Genomic DNA, 16,604 nt, shown 5'->3' with positions numbered 1-16,604 from the left:
GCTGACTCATTCAAAAAAAAAGGAGTGTCAGCGTGTTTAAAAAAACCGGAATTCGCCTGTTTAACTTAAGTGCTTGTTTGCTTGCCATTGCCGTTACCACGGGCAGTTCGATCGCCACGGCGGCCGAAGGTGTAGAGGCCAGCGCCAGAGCTAAATTTGAAAGTAATACCGTCGTCAAATTGCCGGAAGGCTATCGCAGCTGGACGCACATCGGCACGTACTTCAAAGAGCCGGGTAAAACCACGATTCTTGATGGCAGCGTCATCGAAGGTGCGCAGTTCGGCAACACCTACGTCGAGCCTTCGGCGCTGGCAGCGTACAAAAAAACCGGCAAGTGGCCTGACGGCACCCAGTTCGTCAAGGACTTCACCGCATCGAGCCTGGGCGACGAATGCGACGACAAATCCGGCGTCTGCACCAAGAACAAAGGCCAGAAATGGCCGCAGGACATCGAGAGCTGCGACAAAGTCACCGGTGAATGCAAGACCACTCACGGCACCGGCGTGTTTGAGGCGTACTACTTCGGCGCCGGTTACATGGTCAAGGACGCCAAACGCTTTCCCAAGGCGCCCGGCAATTGGGGCTACTTCGGCTTTGGCCCCGTCAAAGGCACGCCTTATCCGAAAACCGCAGAACTGCGCCCGATGGAACAGTGTTCAGGTTGCCACGTAGCCAATCGCGCTGACAAAGACTACGTCTTCAGCGACTTGCACCTGGGCTTGCAGCAGTAACCGCAGAAGTTACCTCATGGATTTAAAACTTTTCAGGAATTTCCAATGAACTACTCAATCTCGAAATTTGCTTTCGCGTTTTCGGCTGCCTGCCTGGTCAGTGCTCCGGCCATGGCCAGTCATCACTTTGAATCGGTGATCGTGCAAAAGACTCCGGCCCTTAACCAACTCGACAACTATGTCTTCGCGTCGCCGAAGGCGGATCACACCGTCTTCATCATGACCCTGAACTCCGCGCCAAAAACCGGCCCGAACGGGGTGTTCGCGACCGATGCGCTGTACAACATTCACGTCGCGGATGACGCAACTTATAAAACCGGGCATACCTTCAGCCTGTCGTTCAGCAGCGATAACAAGTTCACCGTGTACGAGTCGCAATTGCCTAACGCTGCCGTCGGTGCCAAAGGCGCGAAAATCGGTACCGGCGAATTGGGTAAAACCAGCGAACTGGCCAAGGGCGTGAAAGCCTGGGCCGGCGTGGTCAAAGATCCATTTTTCGGTAACTCCACCAGCCTGGGGTTGATGCGTGCACAGTTGAACGCCGGTAAGCCGTACGACGCGTCCATCTGGGCACAAGCCCAGGGCAAAAGCATTTTCCTCGGTCGCAAAGCCGCCGCCATCGTGCTGGAAGTCCCGAACTCGATGCTCGGTAAGACCATCCGTACTTTCATGACCACTGCAGTGGACAACAAAGGCACCTGGACGCAGGTGCAGTACTCGGCCAACCCGTTGCTCTCGCACATCACGCTGTTCGAAAACGCGGCGCTGAAGGCAGAGCACGACCAAAGCCGTCCTGACACGGATAACCCTATCAAGGCGCTGGTCTCCGCTCGCGTTGCCCGCGCTTCGGCCCTGGCCAAGACCCAGCAGTATCCACAGCAATACGGTGACGCTGTCGCTGAAAAACTGATCCCTGACGTGTTGACCTACAACGTCGGCAGCGCCGCCAAGTACACCGTTGACGAGCGTAACGGTCGCGCGCTGGACGACGATGCCATGAGCACCATCCTGTCCATGGTGCTGGGCACCCCGACCGATCAGAAGATCGCCAATCCGAAGCTGCACACCACGACCTTCCCGTACCTCATGCCGGCAGAACTCAGGTAATCGCTGACGTCGTGCAATGACAAACGGAGGGGGGCTTATGCCCTCCTCTTTTTTCAACCCGGACGGGATCAGACCATTGTCCTTAAAGATGAAAACCGACTTAACACCTCCCGCAAAAAAAACCGCTCGCACGATAGCAACGCTCACCCGCACCGCGCGCATTTGCGCCCTGATGTTGCTCGCGCCACTCGCCTCGGCCCATGAGTTCTGGCTTGTGCCCCACGATGGCGTGACCGCAGTTGATAAAAAGGTCGTGTTCGAGCTGCGGATCGGCCCCACCTGGCCCGGTGTGCAGAGCCCGCGCTTGAATAACCTGGTGGACTGGTTTATCGCCAAGGATGCCAAGGGCGTGCGCAAAGTCGAGGGTCGCGACGGCGCACTTGCGGTCGGGCATTTGCAGACCCGCGCAGTTGGCGCGACGGTCGTGGCCATGCGCACCAACAGCACGCGCATCAATTTGTCGGCCATTGAGTTCAATGAGTATCTGGAAGAAGAAGGCTTGAGCAATGTGCTGGCACTGCGCAAGCGTTATGACCTGATGCAAACGCCTGGCCGCGAACAGTATTCGCGCTGCGCCAAAAGCATCGTGTTAGTCGGCGGTCGCAGCGATGGCTTTGATCGCGTCATGGACATGCCGCTCGAATTCGTTGCGCACACCGATCCACTGAAATTCCAGGCCGGCGATGAGTTCCACCTTCAGCTTTTTTTCAACGGCGAACCGTTGGCGGGCAACCTGGTCAAGGCACAGCTCAAGGCCGACCCGGTGAAAGAAGTCATGGCCATCAGCGATGAGCACGGTCGCGTCGCGCTGCCACTTACTGATCCGGGCTTGTGGCTGTTCAGCACCGTACACATGGAGCCCAGTGGTGAGGATGGTGTTGATTGGGAAAGTCTCTGGGCCTCGTTGACCGTGAACATTTCCTCTAAAGACCGGAGCCCATCGCAATGAACTCGCCAATCAAACGATTTGTCAGCCTGCCGCTGTTACTGGCAGGGGTAATGGCCAGTGAGCTGGCGCAAGCGCACAGCGGCGGATCTGCCGGGTGGTTGCATCCATTGTCCGGACTCGACCACTTGCTGGCGATGATTGCCGTTGGCGCATGGAGCTGCCAGATGGGCGGCAGAGCGATCTGGATCGTGCCGAGTGCGTTCGTCTGCTGCATGTTGCTCGGCGGGCTGTTGGGGTTCGATCAGTTTGATCTGCCGGGCAGCGAGATCGGCGTTTCGTTGTCAGTGGTGTTACTCGGTTTGGCCATCGGCCTGCGAAAGACCTTCGCCGTGCCGGTCGCAGCGCTCGGCGTTGGTGTCTTCGGCATTTTCCATGGCTATGCCCATGGTTATGAAGTGCCGGTGATGGATGACAAGGTGGCGTACGCCAGCGGTTTCCTTCTCACCACCGCCAGCCTGCACGTCATCGGCGCCGTGGGTGCCTGGCTGATGCTCAAACTGAACGCCGGCGCACGGATGCTTCAGATCATGGGCTTTGCCTGCGCGGCGGCTGGCGCCTGGTTGCTGGCCACGTTGTAGCGGGTTTTGCAGAAATCCATTGAGGGAGCGGGCTTGCTCGCGAAAGCATTGTGTCAGTTGACGCAGATGTGGCTGGTTTACCGCTTTCGCGAGCAGGCTCGCTCCCACAGGGTTCAGCGCCGCTCACAAATCCTGCAGACAACCACAGTCATATGTGGGTGCGAGCTTGCTCGCGAAAGCATTGTGTCAGTTGACACAGATGTGGCTGGCTTACCGCTTTCGCGAGCAGGCTCACTCCTACATTTTTGTGGCGCCTGTCAAGGGTGGTTTTCAGCGGGACTTGAGATCACATTGCCCGGAATCTTCACTGCACGAGGTCAGGCGGTCGCGGATGTCGGCGTACATCAGGTCGTACAGTTTGTGGTTGTACTTGATCAGGCCGTTATCGCGGGACATGCCGTGTTTGTGCGCCAGGCGTGTCGCCACGCTGCCGAAATTGTAGGCGCTGCTGCGAGGCAGGCTAAAGGACTCTTCAAAACGTTTGCCCGCCACTTCTCCCACCAGACGCATCTGCACCACCGAACCTTCTTTAGGGTCGTGCACGATGCTGTAATGCAGGTCGACGCAATACGGCGGCTGACCATCCAGAGGGTTCTTGTTAGCACGGTGCAGGCGCCCCGGCACGAAGCTGTCGTAAGCCGAGCAACTCGACTCGAATGCACGGCGATAGTCCGCAAAGCGCTCATCAATATCGGCGTTGGCGCGGATCACGTCCGGGTGCTCTGCCGTCAACAGGTCCGCGTCGGCGAGCCCACGGTTGCGGCTGATGAAGTTGATGATTTTGGCCACACACGGTGAGGACTCCCGACTGAGTTTGCACTCGTCATGGGTAATTTTTCCCGCCACTTCACTGCGCACGGTCAGGTGCAGGAATGGATCGTTCTCATGCTCACGGACAACCTCGTATGCAACGTCGATGGAGAATACGGGGGACTGATCAGGGCGACTGCGATGACGTAGGTAGCCTGGTTCAACACGCATGGTGATTTTCCTTTTGCTCCGCCGGGTACGACTGGCGGTGATAAAAGTGCTGTTCAAAAAAAACCTCCCGAAGGGAGGTTGAAAAGAGAGGTCTACGCCTGGCTCGACAGGCGTAGACCCTGAAAGCTAAACAAAACGACGGCCTCAATCTGTAGGAAATTTCCTATTTTGCCGATTTTGTTCATAGATCATCACCGCACTCAAAAAGGCAAAAAACAGACATTTCCTACATTGAAAATCGAGCAACCCTTGGACACTGACTCGATTTGTCCGCGAGTTCTTCATGCCGCACACCTCTTTGCAAAACCTGAACACCGCCAATCTGACCTGCCCATTCGCCGAGCAAACCGTGCGCAGCCTTGAGGTATTCGACCTGTTGTGCCCTGGACTGGCATTGCACGCCACCCTCTATGTCATCACCGGGGAAGCCGACGATGTGCTGACCGCTCTTCGCCAGGCAGATGCCGAAGCCGCCAACGCGATCCTCTGCCAGCCCAATATTTCCAACTGGTGGCGCTCACCGCATGTTTACGCTCAGCGGCATCAGCAACGCCTGCAAGCTGCCGCCAACGCGCGCGCGCAGATGTACGCACTTGGCAACGAAGAACACGCCGCGAAACTGGTACGTCTGGGAAAAGTCATGGAGGCTGCGTGCCAAGGCACGCATTTGCGCCGTATCGCGCAGATACCTGAATGGTTCCTTTATCTGGCGATTGATGCCCTGAGCAACACTTGCACGGATCTGAAAGGACATTGCCGCACACGCATGCCAGCGAACTGGAACTTTAATCTGCTTTGCCAGATTCTGGCTGCAGACGACATGTCACCTTTGTACGCCCTGCTGCTGATGCTCGAACGCCGGGACAATCTGTACTGGCGTGACTTCGATGCCCTGCTCGAATGGCCTGACCTTGCCGAATTTCTGCTGGAAAACCCGGCCATGACCCGTTGCCTGATCAATGAGCTCTCGATCAGCGGACGTTTGTCATTGCTCAAGGTGTTTGAAATGCACCCGGCTCTGGCCCAGACCTACGCCGACGTCATGGTACAGCTTGCCGTGGTGGGCGATCGTCGCGTACGCGTTGTCGCCGCGCCCCAAGTCATCGCCCTGCCCCTGCCGAACAAGCTTCCGCATCTGCGCCAGCTCATGAACCACGGTACAGAAAGCGAGCGCACGCGCGCGGTCAAAGTGCTCGCCCATAACGGCGAAGCGGTGCGCAAAGTGTTTCAAGCGCGCCTGAAAGTGGAAGGCGCCAAACCCGTACTCAAAGCACTCAACCATGCACTGGCGCAAAAAGTGAAAGCGTGAGAGCCGGTTCAGGCGCCTCGCTCGGCAAACGCTATTCCCGCCGATTTGAAAAACTCAAGTTGCGTCACATAAACCTGACGCGAGAGCTGAAGGAGTTTTGCGTGGGACGCGTTGATCCTTGTCAGCAATGCCACACCATCGAAATTGCCCTTCTTCTGGATGTAGCGCTTCACCCACAAATAGTAGGCAGCTTCCGTCTCGTAGTAGCGCACCAGCGCCAGGGAAAACGCGTTGGCATGCGCACTGTGGGGAATGTTATCGATATCCGTCATGGCTGCTCGCGCTGCGTCGCTCAGGCGCTGCATCGTCCGGTATTTCATCGAATAATAATCGAAAGTAAATTCCCCGCTTTGGACTCTCTGCTGCACTTCCTGCACCTTGTCCCGGTGCGAAAGATATTGCGTCATGACCTTTTCGTTGTAATCGAAATCCGGGTCGCCACCACAGCCAGTCAATAGCAAAAAAATCAACGAGGCGAGTATTCGAGCTGTTTTCAAAACCAATGCCTGCGATATTCCATATTGATGTTCTCTCCTGTAATTGCTGTTTCTGATGCTCGAAAGGGTGCGCATCCCATTCATCACAACGGGCGACCCTACACGCCAGCCATTGACTTAGCCAATCTGTCGATCGAGGTTTTCGCGCAATTGCGTCATGGCCTGAGCCAGTTCGGCAGCAGCCTGGGTCACCTGATCGCGCTCACCGTTGATACTGGCAAACTCCAGTGACTCGCATGCCTCCATCAGCCGCGATGCCTTGATGATCCGTGCGCCACCCTTCACTCGGTGAGCCAAATCTTTCAAAGCGCTGGCGTCCATTGGCTCCTGCAAAGTTTCCAGCAGTGCCAGATCCTCTTTGTTGCTCCGCGCCAGATCAATCAACAACCCGCGCGCCACTTGTTTGTTGCCGCCGGTGAGTTTCAGCAGTGCGCCCCAGTCACCTTCTTCGTGTCCATCTTCGCCATCATCCAATGGCGGGACTTGCCGAGGCGGTTCGACTCCGCTCAAACGTTGCTGCAAGTCATGCAGGGTAATCGGCTTGAACAGGCACCCATCCATGCCGGCGGCAAGGCAACGCTGACGCTCCTCAGGCAGCGCATTGGCGGTAAAGCCCAGTAACAGACAGGCTTTGACGTTCCGGTCCTTTTCGTCTTCCCGAATGGCGCTGGCCAACTCATAACCGGTCATTCTGGGCATATGGCAGTCGGTAATCACCACATCGAACTGCTTGCGCCCCCATACTTGCAAACCGTGAACGCCATCAACGGCTTCCTCGACCCGGTGCCCGAGATATTCCAGTTGTTGGGACAGCAACATGCGATTGACCGGGTAATCATCGACCACCAGTACCCGTAATCGCGCGCCCGCCGGGACTGAAGTCACTTGTTCGACACCAGGATCATCTGCAGGCTCGAGCAGCGGAAATTCCAACAGAGCGCTGACTCGGGTGCCTTTGCCGACTTGGCTGGTGAGCGTCAGTGTGCCCCCCATCATTTCGCACAATGATCGTGAGATCACAAGGCCGAGTCCGGAACCTGTACGCGCCGCATTGCGATTGCCTCGCGCCTGGGAAAACGGCGTGAACAAACGCATCTGATCTTCATCCGAGATACCAATGCCGCTGTCAGTCACGTCGAATTCGACCCGCAAACGCTGGCCATCCTCTGACTGGCGACTGCGATAGCTGACGCGTACTTCACCCCTTTCCGTAAATTTGATGGCATTGCCGACCAAGTTGGACAGCACCTGCTTCAGACGAAGCGGGTCAACCAGTGCGTCGTCTCGACTGACTTCCTGCACTTCCAGCACCAGCGCAATGCCTTTTTGTTGTGCCAGCCCCTCGAAGATACGGACGGTGGACTCGATCAGACTGCGCACCCGCGCGCGCTCCGGAGTCAGGGTCAGCTTGCCGGCTTCAATACGGGCGATATCGAGAATGCCACCGATCAAGTCCAGCAGATCCCGTGCGGCGCCGGACGCGACGTCCAATGCCAGTCTGTCCATGATGCCCTGGTCACCCTTCTTCATGGCCAGTTCGAGCATGCCGATCACCGCGTTCATCGGCGTGCGGATCTCATGGCTCATGGTGGCGAGAAACGTCGTCTTGGCGCGGTTGGCGTTTTCTGCCTCTTCTTTGGATTCCTTGAGTTCATCTAGCAGGCGCTGACGGTCACTGACGTCAATCCAGCCAGCGATTAAACCACTGACCATGCCGTTGCTGCCGCGATAAGGCAGCGCCCAGTGATAAATCGTCCGCGTCTTGCCATTGGCCAAGGTCAGTAGACGGTCACCGATAACCGCTCGACCGTGCCTCATTACCTGCTGATAGGACTTATCGAACTCCAGAGCCTCAGCAGGGCTTAGCTCAGAACCCTCAACCAGGCGTTTGCCGAGAAGACTTTCCATGTCCCGACCAAACACTTCCAGATAACTGGCGTTGCAGGAAATCAGCTTGCCCGCTCGATCCCGCACATAAATCGGATGGGGTGTTTCGTCGATCAATACCCGCATGAATTCCATCTGATCGCTGAGCGCTCGCTCCGCTTGCTCGCGCCGATACACCAGACGTTTAAGATAGGTAATCCAGGTGATGGCCACAATCAACAAAATGCCGGCGACGATAAAACCCTGAATGATCAGCCCGCGATAACGTAACCAGTAGCCATCCTGAAACACCAGTTCGGAGCGCCAACGCTCTGCCAACGTATCCATTTCACCGGGTGGAATACTCAGCAAGGCTTTATTGAGAATCGAGTTGAGTTCAAGCTCGTCGGGTATAGTCGCAAACGCGATCTGCGAGCGAGAAGTCCCCACCGTCGACGTGATCTTGAGCCGTTCCTTGAAGTCCCGGGACAATAGATAACGGGCGCTGATCAATGAACTGATGGCCGCCTGCGCCTGCCCATTGGCAACCATCGCCAACGCCTGGGTGGCGTTGTCGGTCTCGACAATGTGAATCGCCGGATAGTGCTCGGTCAAAAAGCTTCGCAGGTAACGATCATCGGTGAAGGCCACGGTTTGTCCCGCCAGTTGATCAAGCGTGCCGGGGCTGCTGACAGAATTTTTTGTGAGCAATACGAAGGACGTCGTGAAATACGGCCGAGTAAAGCTCAAACCGAGGCCCTGATCCTGCCCGGAGGAGAACGCGGCGAGCATATCTGCGTCACCACGATTCAATGCCGCCACCTGATCTTCCCGTGAATGGACAGTCTTTATTTCAAACTTCAGCCCGGTGCGCTGACTGACGTTATCCAGGACATCGGCGCTGAGTCCCCGAAAGCGGTTTTGCTCATCGAGATAGGTGAACGGCAGCAGGCTGTCATCAATCAACACACGGACGGTGGGATGCCGCGATAGCCATTGCTGCTCAGTTGTGCTGAGCTGCAAGCGGTGCTCGCCGGGAATGCTGATCTCATCGGCCCCCCAGCGCTGCAGGATGGTCATCCGTTCGCCTTTGGGTATGGCGTCCAGCGCCCGATTGACCAGACGCAGCAAGGTGGGGTTCTGTTTAACCAGTGCAAAAGAGAAACTGGCGGTATCGAGATGGGCAAAATTGACCAGCCGGACGATGCCCCGATAGTTGCGGTTGACCAGGTAGTTGGCACCGATGGCATTCCCCAGAAACACGTCCGCCTGACCGAACGCCACGGCGCCCATGGCGCTCAGTGTCGAAGGGTACAGCTGAAGCCTGGCGCCCGGGTAAACCTTGTTGATGGCCGCCTCGGGGAGATAGTGATAAACAGTAGCTACCCGAACACCTGCCAGATCGACCGGGTACGTGACGTCTTCACCGATTCGCGTCACCAGTGTCGGTTGGTCAGTGGCATACGGTTCGGACAACACCAGTGCGGGGTCCGCAATGTCGTAGTCATTGGAAGAACCCAACAGATCGATTTCACCGAGTTTGAGCGCTTCAATTGCCTCACGGCGAGAAAGGTATCCTTTGACTTCGACCCTCACACCGAGCAACTGCTCCAGCAGACTGGCGTAGTCTGCGGTAATGCCCTCGTAATCACGATTATTGGCAATGATGTCCAGCGGAGGGTAATCAGGCAGGGAAACGCCAATGCGCAGGACACGCTTGTCGGTCAGCCAGCGCTGATCAGCCTCACTGAGGTCGACCTGATAACCCGTCACGAGTGAACGACCGAACAAACGCATATTGTCGTTACTTGCTGCCTGGCACAGCCCCATGCAACCAATGAACAGCTGGAGCGTCACGAAGATGGGTAAAAGAATTGCTCTCATCAGCCCAGGCGCTCTTGAGTTAAATCAAGCCGTTGCGTTTTGCCAGATCGGCGAGTTCCACAACTGATTTTAACTCGAGTTTTTCAAGAAGCCGGGTTTTGTAAGTGCTGATGGTTTTGTTGCTGAGAAACATTGTGTCGGCGATCTGTTTGTTACTGAAGCCTTTGGCCAACTGCTGCAACACAAGCATTTCGCGATCGGACACCGATTCAAGCCGCTGCTTTTCATCAATGTCATCATGTTTGCGCACGGAACTGAATGCGATATTGGGAAAATAGGTATAACCATTCATGACCGCGCGCGCGGCTTTCGACAATTCGGCCAACTCGTCGTTTTTGCACACGTAACCCGCGGCGCCTGCATGTTTGCAGCGAATTGAAAACTGTTCGGGAGACTGAGTACTGAGCACCAGCACTTTCACGGAGCGACTGAGCACCGACAACCGGTTGATCACCTCAAAACCGTCCAGGTCAGGAATTCCGATATCCAGCACAATCAGATCAGGTTGCAGGTCACGCACCAGCCTGATTGCTTCTTGGCCGTTACCGGTTTCACCGATGATTTCGAAGCCGTCCTGTGAGAGCAGTGCCTTGACACTGGCGCGGACAAAAGGATGGTCGTCTACAACAATAACGTTATACATGTAAGGCTCTCCAGCGATTGGCTCTAGGGAGGCATCCACGTGGCCCCATCGAGAGGCTTGCGGATGTGCTGGCTCGTTCACTCGCGCTGTTCCAGACTGGATAAAAGAGTGGTCCTCGCTCGATGGAGCAGCACTCGGACATTACCCTGTGTAATGCCATGCCGATGGGCAATATCATTCATCCCCATGCCCTGATAGTCATAGAGATTCACGACCTCACGCTGACGGCGGGGCAAGGTTTGGAGGCAGGCCTCAAGCGCCTGGACTTTTCGATCACGCACCAGAATTGCGTCGGGTGTTTCGTCGTGCCAAAACAAACAGCCACCGCTTTCTTCATGCTCTTCCGCAGACACTACTTTCAAACCGTTGCGCGGAAGACGAGACACTTCTTTGCGAGACTTTCGCAGGTGCGCCTTGGCCATATTGGCGGTAATTACCAACAGCCATGTACGCAAACTAGCTCTCCCTTCGAAGTGCTTGATGTTACGAAAAACACTTAACCAGGCGTCTTGCACGACATCATCGGCAAGTGCCGGCCCCACTATCGCACGGGCCGCCGCATCCATCCGGCTTTGGTGCTGTTTGACAAACTGGTTGAATGCGTACTGATCCCCTTCAATCAGGCGTGACAACAACTTGCATTCTGCACTCATAGATTATTCCGCAAGGTTTGATTATTTCTTATTTAATTTGAAGAGCACGTTCAAATTAGCGATAAAAAAAACCAAACAGTGTAGGAAATTTCCTAAATCGATGAGTTCATCTAAGCTGCGATTGCCTTACGACTTTGCAATACGCGCCAGACGATTTAAATGAGAACACACAAGGGTCTTTGAAAAAACGTCTTTAAGCGCCATTTTTTACCTTAACGCGCCAACATGTCACGCAGAGGCGCACAGATACACGTCAGTGCAGCTGATATCCACCTGATCGGGATGCAAGTGATCACTGGCATAACTCAAACAGGCGCCGGATCGCAGAAATACGTTAAACAGCTCCGCGTCCAAGTGCCCGTTCTCACACATTTCGCGCATGATTTGCAGGGCCTGCGACAATGTTTTGCTCGGCTTGTACGGTCGATCCTGTGCAGTAAGCGCCTCGAATACATCGGCCAGAGCCATCATCCGCGTCTGCGGAAGCAACTGATCCCCGCTCAACCCTCGCGGATAACCTTTGCCATCAATGCGTTCGTGATGCCCGCCGGCAATTTGAGGCACCTGACTCAACTCTGGAGGAAACGGCAAGGCATTGAGCATGACGATGGTCTGCACAATGTGCTCATTGATTTTGTACCTCTCCTCGGCTGTGAGGGTGCCCCGCTGAATCGACAGATTTTTCAACTCGCCGCGGTCATACAACAACTCGGGCACTTTCATATTGAACCCCCAGACACCCTGCGGATCGAGGTTTTCCTTTGGATTGCGGGCAATACGCTGCTCGGGTCGATCGGCTAACAAGTTTTCCATACACGGCAACGGCTGCATCGGCTGCGCCTCTTTGCGCACACGCTCCTCACCGGAAATCCCCAGGCGGTCATCCAGCGTCCTCAACCACTGACGCGAACCAATGGCTCGCAGCTTGTGCAGCCCCTCCTCGTCCATGAACTCCCGCCCGGTATTGCAACGCGCAATATAGGCAAATTCATCGTCGAGCGTCTGCCACAGGTTATTTCTGATCTCACGTGCGGCCTTTTCATCTCCGCCTGCCAGGCAATCCTGCAGATACTCAATATTGGCATCACGCTTGAGCACTTCAAAACGGGTACGGATTTCATGAATCCGGTCATACAGGCTTTCCAGTTTTGTCGCTTTGTCCACGACGTATTCAGGCGTGGTCACCTTGCCGCAATCATGCAACCAGGCAGCCAGATGCAGCGCGCGGTGGTCGCTTTCGCTCATGCGGAAACGGGCATAGGGCCCTTGCGTCTCAGCGCAAGTAGCTTCAGCAATGATTTTCGCGATTTTCGGCACCCGCGAGCAGTGCTCGCCGGTATATGGGCTCTTGGCGTCGATCGCCCCAGCGATTAATTGAATGAACGCCTCGAACAATGCGGCCTGGCGCTCGATGAGCCCCCTCGCCTCAAGCGCGACAGCGACTATTCCCGATATCACCTCGACAAAGCGGATCTGGTCAGCGCTCAATGCCTGGCGACTGAACAACAGCAAGACACCCACCTCATGATCGTTACGCGTGAACAACGGCACGCTCAGCGTCGCCGCAGGCGGCAACCCCAGCGCAGCACAAGCCTTCGGATCAGCCTTGCGGGACTGGCACACCCCGACCAACAGCGCTTCTTCAAGATTGAATTGGCCGATAGCATCGCCCAGCACCGCTATGTCCAACTCGGACTCCTCCCAACGTCCAGCCATGACACTCAATGCCTGCTCTGGCTCAGGACGAATGCACAGCAACGCACCGTTCACCTGGCTCGCCTTGCAGATGGTGCGCAGCAACGTGGGTAGCATCCGCACAAAATCGGCTTCCTGGCTCAGTTGCGTGATGAGTTCGAGAAAACGCTCCTGCGTCGAACGATTCTGCTCAAGCGCTGCACTCAACTCATTGACTTCACTGATTCGGCTGCGTGTAACCGGCCAGGCACTGTAGTTGAAGTCGCCCATATTCCTGGCGTTGCGCGTTAGTTGTGTGATCGGTGCGACCAGATAACCGGAAAGCCAGAAAGCAAACGGCAATGTCAACGCAAGGATCAACAAGGTTTGCAGCAGAACGTCGTCGCGCAACTGGTTGGCTTTGGCGAGCAGCTCATTGTCGGGAGCGACCATTCCCAGATACAAAGGCTGGGTCGAATCCACCTGCAAACGGCGGCGCTCCAGGTGCCAGAGCTGGCCGTCAATTTGCAGCTGGCCTCGCGTCACCCCCAGCGGTGAGAAAGCAGAATCGGCGGGCAACGTCGCCAATGCCGCCAGCGCGGGATGGCCCAACGCACTCACCAGCGGCGAGCGCTTGATACCGCCAGCGAATACCTCGGGGCGATCACTGGCAAGCACCTGGCCGTCCGCATTGTAAAGCGCGAAAGCCGTGCTTTGCGTCAACCGGTAACGTTTGAGCACCTCATCCATCTGGTGATGCAGTAAATCAATGCCGACGACCGCGCGCCCGTTTTCAGTGGCAATAGCCAGAGTAGAGCCAATGTCACCACTGGGGAAAAACGCATACGGCCGCGTACGGATCAACTTTCGTTGAGTCAACGCATCTTGATACCAGGGTCGCGATCTCGGGTCGAAATTCGCCAGATCCTGATCCGTTTTGCCGCTGATCATTTGCAGCCGATCATCGTAAAACACGGTCATGGCACGGGTTCCCGTGGAGGTACGCTGAATGATCCACGCCACATAACCCGCACTGCCGGTGACCAATGCACTGCCTCCCTGGCGTTTGCGCAGGTACAACTCACTGCCCTGATCGTCAGCGATATATACCGAGTCGATGGCCGGCGAGCTTTTGAGTACCGCCGCCATGGACTCCAGATAGTGCTCAAACGTCTGAACGTTGAGCGTTTCACCGCGATAGCTGAGTGCGAGCAGGCGAATCGCCGAGCGGGCCGGGCCTAGGCTACTGTCAAACGTTCGGGTGGCCGCTTCGGCAACAGTCGAGGCATGTTCCAGTGCGTGTTCATTGAGCAGACGTTTCGTGCGCTCAAACGTCAGCTCGGCGATGCTCGCCCCCGTCGCGACGACCAGCACTGTGATCGTCAGCATCAGCACACAGCGCAAGGAAAAATGACCCTTCATCAACGTGGCCTCGGCAACGCAATCAACGCTTCGCCTGCAAGTTTCAGTCGCATTGCTGCGTCCCCAGAAACTGCAGGTGCCGCTCATACTGGTTGAGGATGTCAGTGATAACGTCTTCGCGAGCCCACCCCATCATGCAGTAGCCTTGACCGCCCTCGAGAAGAAAAACTTCGGCACGGAAATAACGCGATGTGTGAATCTGATCGTTATTGCTGGAGGGCGCAAAAACCGGCAGTGCCACCGAGCGCAGTCGCACCTCGTAGGTAAAGGGTGTCTGATCACCCAGACTGACGTTCAGCCGAACACGACCATTGTCAGCGCTGCTCACCGACGCACGGACATCTCGCAGCTCCATTTCGCGACCCACCGCCTCGCAGGCCGGGGCGACGACATCGCGTAGGTAGAAGGCAACCGCTTCGCGTTCTGGAAAGTGCACCAAGCGCTGCAAGCGTTGCTGCCACACCCCTTCTTTCGCACTGCCGAGAATGCCCGGCAGAGGCTGACGCGACAGCTGACGTTTGTCGGCGTCCACGCGCAATGCTTTGAACAGCCCCCACAGCGCCAGCAACAGAACAATCGCGAAAGGTAACGCACTGGCGATCGTCGCTGTCTGCAAGGCTTTCAAGCCATCGGCCAGCAGCAACGCGATCGCTACAGTCCCGATCAATACGGACCAGAAAATCCGCTGCCATATCGGCGAATTGTGTTGGGTTTTCGATGCCAGCATATCCACCACCAATGCGCCGGAATCCGCCGACGTGACAAAAAACACCATGACCATCACCACTGCAATCAGCGACAGCACGTGCGACCAAGGGAAATGCTGGAGAAACGCAAACAGCGCCAACGAGCTGTCCTGATTGACCGTATCCGCCAGTTGCGTCAGGCCATTGTTGAGAATCAGGTGAATCGCACTGTCGCCAAATACCGTCATCCACAACAGCGTGAAGCCTGTCGGCACCAGCAGTACGCCGCAGACAAATTCGCGGATAGTGCGGCCACGGGAAATCCGTGCGATGAACAGGCCGACAAAAGGCGACCACGACAACCACCAACCCCAATACAGCAGCGTCCAGCCGCCCATCCAGCCTGTTGGCTTGTAGGCATATAGATTGAAGGTCTTGCCGACGATTTCAGAGAGGTAGGCTCCGGTGTTTTGTACGTAGGCTTGCAGCAGAAAAACCGTTGGCCCCAGCACCAGCACAAATACCAGCAGAATCGCCGCGAGCCCCAGATTGATCTCGGACAACAGCTTGACCCCGCGATTGAGGCCGCTGGCGACAGAAATAGTCGCCAAGCCGCACGTCAACACAATCAACCCGATCTGCACGGTGGTGCTGACGGGCAAATTGAACAGCTGATGAAAACCGCTGTTGATCTGCAGAACGCCATAACCCAACGAAGTGGCAACCCCGAATACCGTGCCCAGAATCGCAAAGACATCGACGGCATGGCCGATCGGCCCATGAATGCGCTCGCCGATCAAGGGGTAAAGCGCCGAACACAGCGTCAACGGCAATCCATGACGAAAGCTGAAGTAGGCCAACACCAGACCGACAGCGGCATAAATGCCCCAGGCATGCAGCCCCCAATGAAAGAAGGTGATTTTCATCGCCTCGCGCGCAGCCTGCACGGTGCTCGGATCACCAATCGGCGGGTTGCTGAAGTGCATGACCGGCTCGGCAACGCCGAAAAACATCAGGCCAATGCCCATCCCGGCGGAAAACAGCATGGCGAACCAAGTCACGCTTTTGTATTCCGGGCGGCTGTGATCAGGGCCCAGGCGGATATCACCAAAGCGTCCGAACGCCAGAAACAGCACGCTGATCAGCACCACAGCGACGGCCAGTACATAGAACCAGCTGAGGTTGGCGACGATCCAGCGTTGCACTTGGTCGAACACCCCCTGTGCCAGTTGAGGAGCCAGCACAGCGAACGCGACCAGTGCTAGCGTCAATGCCGCAGAGGTATAGAAGACCGGAGGATTGAGGGTAGTCCGAGTAGCAGGAGCATTTTTCATTGAACAACAGCGTTCCTTGGGGGAAGCGCATGGGGTACGACTCCAGGAATGGAGAGCGGCCGGGTTGACGAGGTGCGACTGATAGACGTGCGCGCACGACCAAGAAGGCTTATGCGGTAGCACCAAGGCTACAGTCCCGGGCCAGGAAGTGTGTTTTTTACGCGGACAGGTATGTAAGAGTCTGTAGGAAACTTCCGATGGCACCTCAAATGGGCAGTCAAGTTTTCAGATCTACAGATACACCCGCGATCAGCGCGACAACGATGCTCAAGCTGTCAGATAAAAAAGCA

12 protein-coding genes are annotated in these 16,604 nt (G+C 56.2%); 5 read left to right on the top strand and 7 right to left on the bottom strand.

The genetic code is table 11. The annotated features are described in order from the left end of the window. The first annotated feature begins 32 nt into the window (after positions 1–32). From AD669_RS12385 to AD669_RS12370, 4 genes are all read left to right on the top strand, one after another. Positions 33–731 carry a cytochrome P460 family protein gene (locus AD669_RS12385; protein ID WP_053120079.1) on the top strand — a complete coding sequence of 233 codons (699 nt, stop codon included), beginning with the start codon at positions 33–35 and terminating at the stop codon, positions 729–731. A gap of 45 nt (positions 732–776) precedes the next feature. Next, complete coding sequence (locus AD669_RS12380; RefSeq protein ID WP_053120077.1) at positions 777–1,838, top strand: DUF4331 family protein; 1,062 nt, start codon at positions 777–779, stop codon at positions 1,836–1,838. A gap of 172 nt (positions 1,839–2,010) precedes the next feature. After that, positions 2,011–2,787, top strand: a complete 777-nt coding sequence (locus AD669_RS12375; protein ID WP_053120076.1) for a DUF4198 domain-containing protein — start codon at positions 2,011–2,013, stop codon at positions 2,785–2,787. Further along, positions 2,784–3,365, top strand: coding sequence for a HupE/UreJ family protein (locus tag AD669_RS12370; protein WP_053120074.1), 582 nt, complete (start codon positions 2,784–2,786; stop codon positions 3,363–3,365). The genes AD669_RS12375 and AD669_RS12370 overlap by 4 nt, the downstream gene beginning before the upstream one ends. A gap of 270 nt (positions 3,366–3,635) precedes the next feature. Here AD669_RS12370 and AD669_RS12365 read toward each other — a convergent pair whose 3' ends face one another. Continuing rightward, positions 3,636–4,346 carry a DUF5064 family protein gene (locus tag AD669_RS12365; protein WP_053120070.1) on the bottom strand — a complete coding sequence of 237 codons (711 nt, stop codon included), beginning with the start codon at positions 4,344–4,346 and terminating at the stop codon, positions 3,636–3,638. 283 nt (positions 4,347–4,629) lie between these two features. Here AD669_RS12365 and AD669_RS12360 point away from each other — a divergent pair, with 283 nt between their 5' ends. Further along, the gene (locus AD669_RS12360; protein WP_053120068.1) at positions 4,630–5,655 is read left to right on the top strand and encodes a hypothetical protein; all 1,026 of its coding nucleotides are present in this window, start codon (positions 4,630–4,632) and stop codon (positions 5,653–5,655) included. 8 nt (positions 5,656–5,663) lie between these two features. On the opposite strand, the gene AD669_RS12355 is transcribed toward AD669_RS12360, so the two are convergent. The 6 genes from AD669_RS12355 to AD669_RS12330 all read right to left on the bottom strand — a co-directional run bounded on the left by AD669_RS12355 (position 5,664) and on the right by AD669_RS12330 (position 16,314). Next, positions 5,664–6,227 carry a hypothetical protein gene (locus AD669_RS12355; protein WP_156316142.1) on the bottom strand — a complete coding sequence of 188 codons (564 nt, stop codon included), beginning with the start codon at positions 6,225–6,227 and terminating at the stop codon, positions 5,664–5,666. Positions 6,228–6,269: 42 nt separating this feature from the next. Then, a complete protein-coding gene (locus AD669_RS12350) occupies positions 6,270–9,902 on the bottom strand; it encodes a transporter substrate-binding domain-containing protein (protein WP_082341432.1) in 3,633 nt (1,210 codons plus the stop codon). 19 nt (positions 9,903–9,921) lie between these two features. After that, a complete protein-coding gene (locus tag AD669_RS12345; RefSeq protein WP_053120064.1) occupies positions 9,922–10,545 on the bottom strand; it encodes a response regulator transcription factor in 624 nt (207 codons plus the stop codon). A gap of 77 nt (positions 10,546–10,622) precedes the next feature. Continuing rightward, a complete protein-coding gene (locus tag AD669_RS12340) occupies positions 10,623–11,198 on the bottom strand; it encodes an RNA polymerase sigma factor (RefSeq protein ID WP_053120062.1) in 576 nt (191 codons plus the stop codon). A 228-nt stretch (positions 11,199–11,426) separates the two neighbouring features. Further along, on the bottom strand, positions 11,427–14,294 hold the full coding sequence (locus tag AD669_RS12335; RefSeq protein ID WP_053120060.1) for an HD domain-containing phosphohydrolase: 2,868 nt from the start codon (positions 14,292–14,294) through the stop codon (positions 11,427–11,429). A gap of 43 nt (positions 14,295–14,337) precedes the next feature. Beyond that, positions 14,338–16,314: a choline BCCT transporter BetT gene (locus tag AD669_RS12330; RefSeq protein WP_053120059.1), complete on the bottom strand. Its 1,977-nt coding sequence runs from the start codon at positions 16,312–16,314 to the stop codon at positions 14,338–14,340. Positions 16,315–16,604 lie beyond the last annotated feature (290 nt).

This window comes from Pseudomonas sp. P1.31 (assembly GCF_001269815.1).
In the GTDB taxonomy this organism is placed as follows: Bacteria; Pseudomonadota; Gammaproteobacteria; order Pseudomonadales; family Pseudomonadaceae; genus Aquipseudomonas; species Aquipseudomonas rustica.
This window is presented reverse-complemented; position numbering and strand designations above follow the sequence as displayed.

What these genes read in the sequence shown, in the direction of transcription:
- AD669_RS12330 (WP_053120059.1), bottom strand. Translation starts at nt 16,314, where the DNA reads ATGAAAAATGCTCCTGCTACTCGGACTACCCTCAATCCTCCGGTCTTC.
- AD669_RS12380 (WP_053120077.1), top strand. Translation starts at nt 777, where the DNA reads ATGAACTACTCAATCTCGAAATTTGCTTTCGCGTTTTCGGCTGCCTGC.
- AD669_RS12340 (WP_053120062.1), bottom strand. Translation starts at nt 11,198, where the DNA reads ATGAGTGCAGAATGCAAGTTGTTGTCACGCCTGATTGAAGGGGATCAG.
- AD669_RS12370 (WP_053120074.1), top strand. Translation starts at nt 2,784, where the DNA reads ATGAACTCGCCAATCAAACGATTTGTCAGCCTGCCGCTGTTACTGGCA.
- AD669_RS12365 (WP_053120070.1), bottom strand. Translation starts at nt 4,346, where the DNA reads ATGCGTGTTGAACCAGGCTACCTACGTCATCGCAGTCGCCCTGATCAG.
- AD669_RS12375 (WP_053120076.1), top strand. Translation starts at nt 2,011, where the DNA reads ATGTTGCTCGCGCCACTCGCCTCGGCCCATGAGTTCTGGCTTGTGCCC.
- AD669_RS12355 (WP_156316142.1), bottom strand. Translation starts at nt 6,227, where the DNA reads ATGCGCACCCTTTCGAGCATCAGAAACAGCAATTACAGGAGAGAACAT.
- AD669_RS12360 (WP_053120068.1), top strand. Translation starts at nt 4,630, where the DNA reads ATGCCGCACACCTCTTTGCAAAACCTGAACACCGCCAATCTGACCTGC.
- AD669_RS12335 (WP_053120060.1), bottom strand. Translation starts at nt 14,294, where the DNA reads ATGAAGGGTCATTTTTCCTTGCGCTGTGTGCTGATGCTGACGATCACA.
- AD669_RS12345 (WP_053120064.1), bottom strand. Translation starts at nt 10,545, where the DNA reads ATGTATAACGTTATTGTTGTAGACGACCATCCTTTTGTCCGCGCCAGT.
- AD669_RS12350 (WP_082341432.1), bottom strand. Translation starts at nt 9,902, where the DNA reads ATGAGAGCAATTCTTTTACCCATCTTCGTGACGCTCCAGCTGTTCATT.